A 9,179-nucleotide genomic window follows, 5' to 3' on the forward strand; every position below is an offset into this window, starting at 1 on the left:
CCGTACGACGTGCTGTCGGTACGGCGGCGCTAGAGGCGCATCAGGCCGGAGGCCAGGCAGAGCACCGAGCCGATGGCGAGCACCGCGATGACGCCCTTCGGGATCTTCTGCTTCCAGAACGAGATGACCCCGCCGGCCAGGAAGAGCCCGACGAAGAGGAGGACGATCGTGGCCTTGCTCACAGCGCACCCTTGGTCGACGGGAGGATGCCGGCCGCGCGCGGGTCGCGCTCGGCGGCGTAGCGCAGGGCCCGGGCCAGCGCCTTGAACTGGCACTCCACGATGTGGTGCGCGTTGCGCCCGTACGGCACGTGGACGTGCAGGGCGACCTGCGCCTGGGCCACGAAGGACTCCAGGATGTGCCGGGTCATGGTGGTGTCGTAGCTGCCGATCATCGGCGCCATGGTCTCCGGCTCGGTGTGCACCAGGTAGGGGCGGCCGGAGAGGTCGACGGTGACCTGGGCGAGCGACTCGTCCAGCGGCACCGTGCAGTTGCCGAAGCGGTAGATGCCGACCTTGTCGCCGAGCGCCTGCTTGAAGGCGGCGCCCAGGGCGAGGGCGGTGTCCTCGATGGTGTGGTGGGTGTCGATGTGCAGGTCGCCGTCGGTCTTCACGGTGAGGTCGAAGAGGCCGTGGCGGCCGAGCTGGTCGAGCATGTGGTCGTAGAACCCGACGCCCGTGGAGATCTCGGTCCGGCCGGTGCCGTCGAGATCGATCTCGACCAGGACCGAGGTCTCCTTGGTGGTGCGTTCAACGCGTCCGATACGGGACATACGGGGTTACAGCTCCTTGATCACGGTGGAGACGGCGTCCAGGAAGGCGTCGTTCTCGGCGGGGGTGCCGGCGGTGACGCGCAGCCACCCGGGGACGCCGTTGTCGCGGACCAGGACGCCCTGGTCGAGGATGGCCTGCCAGACGGCGTGGGTGTCCGCGAAGCGGCCGAACTGGACGAAGTTGGCGTCCGAGTCGGTCACCTCCAGGCCCAGCCCGCGCAACGCGTCGACCAGCCGGTCACGCTCGGCCTTGAGCCGGTCGACGTACCCGAGCAGGGTGTCGGTGTGCTCCAGGCAGGCCAGCGCGGTGGCCTGGGTGACGGCCGACAGGTGGTAGGGCAGCCGCACCAGCTGGACGGCGTCCACCACGGCGGCGTCGGCCGCCAGGTAGCCCAGCCGCAGGCCGGCCGCGCCGAAGGCCTTGGACATGGTGCGGGTGACCACCAGGTTGGGGCGGCCCTCCAGCAGCGGCAGCAGCGAGGCGCGGTGCGAGAACTCGACGTACGCCTCGTCCACGATCACCACGCTGGGCCCGGCGGCCTGCGCCGCCTCGTACAGCCGCAGCACCACGTCGGCCTCGACGGCGGTCCCGGTCGGGTTGTTCGGCGAGCAGACGAAGACGACGTTCGGCCGGTGCTCGGCGATGGCCTCGACGGCGGCGTCCACGTCGACGGTGAAGTCCTCGTCGCGCGGCCCCGGGATCCAGCCGGTGCCGGTGCCCCGGGAGATCAGGGCGTGCATCGAGTAGGAGGGCTCGAAGCCGAGCGCGGTGCGGCCGGGACCGCCGAAGGTCTGGAGCAGCTGCTGCAGGATCTCGTTGGATCCGTTGGCGGCCCAGACCTGCGCGCGGGTGCGCCCGAAGCCGGTGGTCCGGGTCAGGTAGCCGGCCAGGCCCTCGCGCAGCTCGACCGCGTCCCGGTCGGGGTAGCGGTTGAGGTCGCGGGCGGCCTCGGCGACGCGCTCGGCGATCCGGGCCACCAGCTCCTCGGGGAGCGGGTACGGGTTCTCGTTGGTGTTCAGCTGGACGGGGACGTCCAGCTGGGGGGCACCGTACGGGGACTGGCCGCGCAGCTCGTCACGGATGGGAAGGTCGTCGATCCTCATGTACCGGGAACCGTCCAGTCGAAGCGGGCCTTGATGGCGTCACCGTGACCGGGGAGGTCCTCGGCGTCGGCCAGGTTGACGACGTGCGCGGCGATACCGGCCAGCGCCTCACGGTCGTACTCGACGACCTGCACACCGCGCAGGAAGGTCTGCACGGACAGCCCGGCCGAGTGGCAGGCGCAGCCGCCGGTCGGCAGCACGTGGTTCGAGCCGGCGGCGTAGTCGCCCAGCGACACCGGGGTCCAGCGGCCGATGAAGATCGCGCCGGCGTTGCGCACCCGGGCCGACACGGCGTGGGCGTCCCGGGTCTGGATCTCCAGGTGTTCGGCGGCGTAGGCGTTGACCACCGCGAGCCCCTGCTCCAGGTCGTCGACCAGGATGATGCCGGACTGCCGGCCGCCCAGCGCCTCGGCCACCCGCTCGCCGTGCTTCGTCCGGGCGACCTGCGCCTTCAGCTCGGCCTCGACGGCCTCCGCCAGCTCGGGCGAGTCGGTGACCAGCACCGAGCCCGAGGTCGGGCCGTGCTCGGCCTGGCTGATCAGGTCGGCGGCGACGTCCACCGGGTCGGCGCTGTCGTCGGCGAGGACGGCGATCTCGGTCGGACCGGCCTCGGAGTCGATGCCGATCCGACCGGCGAAGTAGCGCTTGGCCGCGGCCACGTAGATGTTGCCCGGGCCGGTGACCATGTTGACCGGCTCGCACTCCTCGGTGCCGAGCGCGAACATGGCGACCGCCTGGGCCCCGCCGACCGCGTACACCTCGGTGACGCCGAGCAGCGCGCAGGCCGCCAGGATCGTCGGGTGCACCCGGCCGCCGAAGGCCTTCTGCGGCGGCGAGGTGACCGCGATGCCGGTCACCCCGGCCTCCTGCGCGGGCACCACGTTCATCACGACGGAGGACGGGTAGACGGCGAGACCGCCCGGCACGTACAGGCCGACCCGGTCCACCGGCGCCCAGCGCTGGGTGACCGTGCCGCCCGGCACGACCTGGGTGGTGTGCCCGGTGCGGCGCTGGTCCGCGTGGACGAGGCGGGCGCGGCGGATCGACTCCTCCAGCGCGGCGCGGACCTTCGGGTCCAGCGCCGCCAGGGCCTCGGTGAGCTGCTCGGCGGGCACCCGGGTGGACTCCAGCCGCACACCGTCGAAACGTTCCGTGATGTCGATCACCGCCGCGACCCCGCGATGACGCACGTCCTCGGCGATCGGGCGCACCGTCTCCAGGGCGGCCGCGACGTCGAAGTCGGCACGGGGCAGCAGGTCACGCGGGTCGTCGAGCGAGCCGCGCAGGTCGATTCGAGAGATCACGCCACCCAGTGTAAGGAGTGGCCGGAACAGGCGACCGCGCATTTCAGTCCGTGATACGAAGGGTGAGACAACCGGGGGAGACGGGGGAACGATGACGGAGCGTGCTCCGGACGGCTGGACGCGGACCGAGCAGGGTCTCTGGGAGGCGTTCCGCCAGGGCGAGGTCTACGACCTGCGGGCCGGCGCCACCGGCCCGGACCACGCCCCCAACACCGCCCCGCCCGGCACCCCGCCCCCCGCCGGACCGCGGTCCGGCGACCCCCTGGACGACCCCTTCGGCGACGCGACGTGGGGCCCCGGGCGCACGGTCCGCGCCGAGGTGCTGGCCCACCTGCTGCTGGACGGCCCGCCGGCCGCCCCCGGGCGGGTCGCGGCCCTGAAGCTGACCGGCGCCCGGGTCACCGGCCCACTGGTGCTGGCCGGCGGCACCATCGGCCACTACGTCGAGGTGCACGACTGCCGCTTCGAGCGGAAGGTGCTGATATCCGAGGCCGACGCCGGCACCCTGCGCTTCGTCCGGTGCCTGATCCCCCGGCTGGAGGCCTCCCGCCTCACCACCTCCGGTGACCTGCACCTGGCCCGCTGCCGCATCGCGCAGGGCATCCGGCTCACCGACTCCCGGATCGGCACCGACCTGCTGCTCAACCAGGCCGTCCTGGGCGGTGACCGGTTCGGCCGGGCGCTGTCCGCCGACGGCATGGCGGTCAGCCAGGACTTCGAGGCCGACCGGCTGGAGTCCCGCGGCGAGGTCAGCCTGCGGACCGTCAGGGTCGGCGGCCGGCTCTCGCTGCGCGGCGCCCAGCTGCACGCCCTCCCGCAGAACCCGGTCGCCCTGAACGCCGTCCGGCTCACCGTCGGCCACACCCTGTACCTCAGCGGCTCGATGGACGGCGGCTGGTTCTCCTCCGGTTCGTACTACGGCTCCGGCTACGGCCAGGTCGTCCCGGCCGGCACCCCCAGCACCCCGTTCCGCGCGCACGGCGCCGTCCGGCTCTCCGACAGCCGCTTCGAAAGTGCCTGCCTGATCACCGACGCGGAGTTCCACCTCGGCCCGGAGGACGAGCTGGCGCTGCGCCGCATCCAGACCCCCGAGCTGCGCTTCACCTGCCGCACCCCGCCCACCGGCAAGGTCACGCTCTCCCGCGCCCGGGTCGGCAACCTGGTCGACGCCCCCGACTCCTGGCCGCACGGCCGGCACCTCGGCCTCACCGGCTTCACCTACGAGTGCCTGCGCCCGGCCGCCCCCTTCGGCATCCGGCAGCGGATCGCCTGGCTGGAGGAGTCCGCGGTCGAGTTCCAGCCCGAGTCCTACGAGCAGCTGGCCGCCGCCCTGCGCCGCGACGGCGCCGACGACGACGCCCGGGAGGTGCTGTACGCCAAGCAGCGCCGCCGCCGGCAGTCCCTGCCGCTGCCCGCCCGGGTCTGGGGCCGGGTCCAGGACGTCACCGTCGGCTACGGCTTCCGTCCCGGCCGGGCCGCGCTCTGGTTACTGCTCGCCTGGGCGCTCGGCAGCGCCTACTTCGCCACCCACGAGCTCCAGCCGCTGAAGGCCGACGAGCGCCCGCACTGGAACCCGGTGCTGTACGCGCTGGGCCAGCTGCTGCCGGTCGTCGACCTCGGCCAGCAGGGCTGGAACCCCGGCGGCACCGCCCAGTGGGTCGCCTCCGGCCTGGTCGTCGTCGGCTGGGTGCTGGCCACCACCGTCGCCGCCGGGGCCAGCCGGATGCTCCAGCGGGGATAACCCCCGGGCGTACCCACCGCTCGGGGAACTACGCTGTGCGCCGTGACAGAACGGCTGCCGCTCTTCCCGCTGAACTCCGTGCTCTACCCGGGCCTGGTGATGCCCCTGAACATCTTCGAGGAGCGTTACCGCCGTCTGGTCGCCGACCTGCTCGCCCTCCCCGAGGACCAGCCGCGGCGGTTCGGCGTGCTCGCCATCAAGGACGGCCGCGAGGTCGCGCCGGTCCGCCCCGAGGAGGGCCCGGCCGGGCCGCTGGACGGTCTGGGCACCGTCACCGGGGACCCTCTGGAGGCGCTGTACCACGTCGGCTGCGTGGCCGACGTGGCCTCCGCCCAGGAGCAGCCGGACGGCCGGTACGAGCTGCTGGTCACCGGCACCACCCGGTTCCGGCTGCGCTCGGTGGACACCGGCGGTCCGTACCTGAGCGGCGAGATCGAGCCGATCGAGGAGCTGCCCGGCGAGGGCGCCGGGGCGCTGGCCTCCGGCGTCGAGCGGGCCTTCCGGGTGTACCAGAAGCGGCTCGCCGGCGCCCGCGAGGCCAGCACCGTCGGCCGCCAGGAGCTGCCCGACGACCCGCAGGTGCTCTCCTACCTGGTGGCCGCCGCCTCGGTCTTCGAGACGCCGGTCAAGCAGGAGCTGCTGGCCTGCCCCGACACCGCCCGGCGGCTGACCGCCGAACTGGAGCTGCTGCGCCGCGAGACGGCGGTGCTCAGCTGGCTGCCGTCACTGCCCGCGGTGGATCTGACCCGCCAGTCCTTCAGCCCCAACTGACCCCGTCCACCGACGCGTTCGAAGAGGTCCCGATGGCCAGGAAGCCGAAGCAGGCCGGCGGGGGCACGCCCGCCACCGTCGCCCTGGAGGCCGCCGCGGTGGTGTTCACCGTGCACGCCTACCCGCACGACCCGGCCGCCGCCTCCTACGGCGGCGAGGCCGCCGAGGTCCTCGGGGTGGCGCCCGAGCGGGTGTTCAAGACCCTGGTCGCCGAGGTCGACGGCGTGCTCACGGTCGGGGTCGTCCCGGTCGCCGGCCGGCTCGACCTCAAGGCGCTGGCCGCCGCCGTCGGCGGCAAGCGGGCCGCGATGGCGGACCCGGCGGCCGCCGAGCGCAGCAGCGGCTACGTCCTCGGCGGCATCTCCCCGCTCGGCCAGCGCCGCGCGCTGCGCACGGTGGTGGACGACAGCGCGCTCGGCCACGCCACGGTGTACGTCTCGGCCGGCCGGCGCGGGCTGGAGGTCGAACTGGCCCCGGCCGACCTGGTCGGTCTCACCCGCGCGGTGACCGCCCCGATCGGCCGCTGAGGCCGCCGAGGCCGCCGACCATCGGGGCGGCCCGCCGTCAGGGCGCGGGGTCGGCCGGGGGCCGGTCCCCCGGGTGCGGCCGGTCGGCCGGCCGCTCCCCCACCGGCCGCTCCCCCGCCGGAGCCGGGTGGAACGACCCGCCCGGCAGCCCGTCCACGGGCCGCTGCACGCCGTACGGACCCGCCCAGTACGGCGGCGGGTCCTCCTCGCGCTTGCCGAACGCGGCCGAGAGCGCCAGCAGGAGCACCATCGCGGCCATCGGCCAGGCCAGCAACGCGCCGTAGGCCCCGAGGTCGATGTCGGCGTCGAAGTGGCCGCCGTTGCCGACCCGCCGGGCCTCGGCGACGAGGTCGCTCGCCGGGCCGAGCCGCCGGCCCAGCCCCCAGGCGCCCACCGAGGCCAGCAGACCACCGATCGCGAGACCGATCGCCACCGCGATCCCGCCGCCGCGCCGCCGGGTGAACAGGAAGGCGCCGAGCGCGGTCAGCAGGCCCATGCCCAGCCCGATCAGCACGAAGACGCTGTCGGCCCCGGCCCGCTGCTCGCCCTCCGGGTCGCCGTAGAGGATCTTGTTGCCGTCGACCACCAGCGGCACCTTCGGCGCCAGCCAGGCCCAGAGCACCGCCATCACCAGGCCCAGCGCCAGACAGGCCAGCACCGTGACCGCGCCGACCTTCAGCTCGGGCAGCAGCCGCTCCAGCGGCGCCGGCCGGTCCGCGGCCCGCAGCACGGCCTGGTCCGCGGACGGCGGCGCGTACGGGTTCGGGTCGGCGGCCGGACCGGGGGCGGCGGCGTCCGCGTCGGTGCCCGCGGCGGCACGCGGGGGATCCGGAGGTGTGTTCGGTACGGTCACCGGCCCATCGTTTCACGATCGCCGCCCGAACGGACCCGCCACCCGGACGGGCGGGGCTCCCAGGGCGTGTTTGCAAAGTCCCGCCGGGTACGCGACGCCGGGCATCCCGCCCAACACCGCGGCCTGGTCCGACGCGACTTTGCAAACACACCTAGCGCGTGGTGGCCCGCTCCGACGCGACTTTGCAAACACACCTAGCGCGTGGTGGCCCGCCGGTAGGCCCAGGTGGCCACCGCCAGCGACACCACGCCCACTCCCGCGCAGACCGCCAGGTTCCCGGCCACCGCCACCCAGTCCGGGTCGGCCGCGAAGGTCCGGGCGAAGGCCTCCACGCCGTACGTGGAGGGCAGCAGGTCACGCAGCCAGAGCACCGGCTGCGGCAGGTGATCCACCGGGAGCACCCCCAGCAGCAGCGCCGCCGACATGCCGAGCTGCCCCAGCATGGTGGCGATCTCCTGCTTGGGCGCCAGCAGCCCGCAGGCCGCGCCGAGCCCGGACAGCGCCGCCCCGGCCAGCGGCACCACCGCGAGCAGCACCCAGAGCTGTCCCATCGGGAGCCCGAACATCCACGCCCCGGCGACGGCCGTCACCAGGGTGCCCGGGAGCGTGAACGAGGCGTACGCGGCGGCCGCGCCGAGGACCACCGAGGCCGCCGGAACGGGCAGCGTCGCGTAGTGGTCGAGACCGCCGCTGGCCCGCAGCCGGCCGAAGTACTGGGCCAGCAGGTTGAGCGCCACGAAGGCCACCACCAGGACGCTGGAGCCGGCCACCACCGACCGCGCGGCCGAGGTCTGCCCCGGGTCGACGACACCGCGCATCATCACCAGGATGCCGAGCGACTGGAAGGTCGCCACGAACAGCAGCGGGATGCGGGCCACCTTGGCCCGGGCCAGCTGCGCCCGGTAGACGGCCGCCAGCGCGGGCAGCAGCCGGGCGGCGGGGGCCAGCGGGGCGGGACCGACGTCGGCGACCCCGGCGGTCTGCGGCGGCACCGAGAGCAGGGTCACTTGGCCAGTCCTCCATGGCGGCCGCCCAGCTTGAGGTAGGCGTCCTCAAGACTCGGGGTGGCCAGGGTGAAGTCGTCCAGCGCGGCGAACGCCGGGCCGGTGGTGACGGCGGCGACCAGCTCACGGGCCCGCTCGGGGGTGGTGCGCACGGTCCAGCGGCGGCCGGTGCGCTCGGCCCGCTCGGCGAGCGCGGCGACGGCGGCGACCGCCATCGGCGCCTCGTCCCGCCAGACCAGGTCCAGCCGGACGTCGCCGTCCACCAGCGCCTTGAGCCCGCCGGGGGTGTCGCAGGCGATCACCCGGCCCTCGTCCACCACCGCGACCCGGTCCAGCACGGTCTCCGCTTCGATCACGTTGTGGGTGACCAGCAGCACCGTGGTCCGCCGCTCGGCCCGGCGGCGGTCGACGGCGCTCCAGACCGCCCGGCGGGCGACCGGGTCCATGCCGGTGGTCGGCTCGTCCAGCACCAGCAGCGGCCGCTCCCCCACCAGCGCGGCGGCGAAGCAGGCGAGCCGGCGCTGGCCGCCGGAGAGTTTGGCGAGCGGCCGGTGGGCGAGCGGTTCCAGGGCGAGTTCGGTGAGCACGTCGGCGGCCTCGGCCCGGGCCCGGGCCCGGCTGAGGCCACGCAGCCGACCGGTGGTCTCGGCGGCCAGCGCGACGGTCAGCTCGTCCAGCGCGGTGGACTCCTGGCCGAGGTAGCCCAGCAGCCGGGCGGCCCGCTCGGGGTGGCGGACCACGTCGTGGCCGAGCAGTTCGATGGAGCCGGAGTCGGGCCGCAGCAGGCCGGTGAGCTGGCGGACCAGGGTGGACTTGCCGGCCCCGTTGGGCCCCAGCAACCCGAAGATCTCGCCCTGCCGGACGGTCAGGCTGATGCCGTCGTTGGCCCGGATCGCGCCGGCACCGGCGCCGCGCCCGGAGCGGTACGTCTTCACCAGGTCGCGTACGGCACAGCACGGCGAGGCCTCCAGGGGTGCCCGCCCGGCCGTCTCGCTCATCCGCCCGCCTCGCTCCACCGAGCGGTCGCTTCGCGGACCGCGCCCCGGTCGGCGCTCCGCTCCTTGCCCTCGCTCACGAGCGAAGACTCTACGCGGTGGACACCA

Annotated in this window: 10 protein-coding genes; 3 read left to right on the forward strand and 7 right to left on the reverse strand. The window is 74.5% G+C overall.

Features of this window, described 5'->3' with window-relative positions:
* Nucleotides 1–29: 29 nt before the first annotated feature.
* From ACFXHB_RS10905 to hisD, 4 genes are read right to left on the reverse strand one after another with little or no spacing between them, the layout of a single operon-like run.
* Nucleotides 30–182: a hypothetical protein gene (locus tag ACFXHB_RS10905; RefSeq protein WP_380573621.1), complete on the reverse strand. Its 153-nt coding sequence runs from the start codon at nt 180–182 to the stop codon at nt 30–32.
* Nucleotides 179–772, reverse strand: a complete 594-nt coding sequence (gene hisB / locus ACFXHB_RS10910; RefSeq protein WP_380573623.1) for an imidazoleglycerol-phosphate dehydratase HisB — start codon at nt 770–772, stop codon at nt 179–181. The genes ACFXHB_RS10905 and hisB overlap by 4 nt, the downstream gene beginning before the upstream one ends.
* 6 nt (nt 773–778) lie before the next feature.
* The gene (locus tag ACFXHB_RS10915; protein WP_380573625.1) at nt 779–1,876 is read right to left on the reverse strand and encodes a histidinol-phosphate transaminase; all 1,098 of its coding nucleotides are present in this window, start codon (nt 1,874–1,876) and stop codon (nt 779–781) included.
* Nucleotides 1,873–3,180, reverse strand: a complete 1,308-nt coding sequence (gene hisD, locus ACFXHB_RS10920) for a histidinol dehydrogenase (RefSeq protein WP_380573627.1) — start codon at nt 3,178–3,180, stop codon at nt 1,873–1,875. Before hisD ends, ACFXHB_RS10915 begins: the two co-directional genes overlap by 4 nt.
* Nucleotides 3,181–3,271: 91 nt before the next feature.
* Between hisD and ACFXHB_RS10925 the strand changes: the two genes are divergently transcribed.
* The 3 genes from ACFXHB_RS10925 to ybaK are packed head-to-tail and all read left to right on the forward strand — an operon-like array spanning nt 3,272 to nt 6,219.
* On the forward strand, nt 3,272–4,921 hold the full coding sequence (locus ACFXHB_RS10925; protein WP_380573628.1) for an oxidoreductase: 1,650 nt from the start codon (nt 3,272–3,274) through the stop codon (nt 4,919–4,921).
* 42 nt (nt 4,922–4,963) lie between these two features.
* Nucleotides 4,964–5,692 carry an LON peptidase substrate-binding domain-containing protein gene (locus ACFXHB_RS10930; protein ID WP_380573630.1) on the forward strand — a complete coding sequence of 243 codons (729 nt, stop codon included), beginning with the start codon at nt 4,964–4,966 and terminating at the stop codon, nt 5,690–5,692.
* 32 nt (nt 5,693–5,724) lie between these two features.
* The gene (gene ybaK, locus ACFXHB_RS10935; protein WP_380573631.1) at nt 5,725–6,219 is read left to right on the forward strand and encodes a Cys-tRNA(Pro) deacylase; all 495 of its coding nucleotides are present in this window, start codon (nt 5,725–5,727) and stop codon (nt 6,217–6,219) included.
* A gap of 37 nt (nt 6,220–6,256) precedes the next feature.
* Here the strand turns inward: ybaK and ACFXHB_RS10940 are convergent, their stop codons facing one another.
* The 3 genes from ACFXHB_RS10940 to ACFXHB_RS10950 all read right to left on the reverse strand — a co-directional run bounded on the left by ACFXHB_RS10940 (nt 6,257) and on the right by ACFXHB_RS10950 (nt 9,074).
* A complete protein-coding gene (locus ACFXHB_RS10940; protein WP_380573632.1) occupies nt 6,257–7,072 on the reverse strand; it encodes a hypothetical protein in 816 nt (271 codons plus the stop codon).
* Nucleotides 7,073–7,266: 194 nt separating this feature from the next.
* The gene (locus tag ACFXHB_RS10945) at nt 7,267–8,079 is read right to left on the reverse strand and encodes an ABC transporter permease (protein WP_380573633.1); all 813 of its coding nucleotides are present in this window, start codon (nt 8,077–8,079) and stop codon (nt 7,267–7,269) included.
* On the reverse strand, nt 8,076–9,074 hold the full coding sequence (locus ACFXHB_RS10950; protein ID WP_380573634.1) for an ABC transporter ATP-binding protein: 999 nt from the start codon (nt 9,072–9,074) through the stop codon (nt 8,076–8,078). The genes ACFXHB_RS10945 and ACFXHB_RS10950 overlap by 4 nt, the downstream gene beginning before the upstream one ends.
* Between the last annotated feature and the right edge of the window lie 105 nt (nt 9,075–9,179).

Origin of the sequence: Kitasatospora sp. NPDC059327 (genome assembly GCF_042752535.1) — a bacterium.
In the GTDB taxonomy this organism is placed as follows: domain Bacteria; phylum Actinomycetota; class Actinomycetes; order Streptomycetales; family Streptomycetaceae; genus Kitasatospora.

Bases quoted from the DNA above. Each gene is read 5' to 3' on its own strand.
- hisB (WP_380573623.1), bottom strand. From the start codon at position 772: ATGTCCCGTATCGGACGCGTTGAACGCACCACCAAGGAGACCTCGGTC.
- ACFXHB_RS10915 (WP_380573625.1), bottom strand. From the start codon at position 1,876: ATGAGGATCGACGACCTTCCCATCCGTGACGAGCTGCGCGGCCAGTCC.
- ACFXHB_RS10925 (WP_380573628.1), top strand. From the start codon at position 3,272: ATGACGGAGCGTGCTCCGGACGGCTGGACGCGGACCGAGCAGGGTCTC.
- ybaK (WP_380573631.1), top strand. From the start codon at position 5,725: ATGGCCAGGAAGCCGAAGCAGGCCGGCGGGGGCACGCCCGCCACCGTC.
- ACFXHB_RS10950 (WP_380573634.1), bottom strand. From the start codon at position 9,074: ATGAGCGAGACGGCCGGGCGGGCACCCCTGGAGGCCTCGCCGTGCTGT.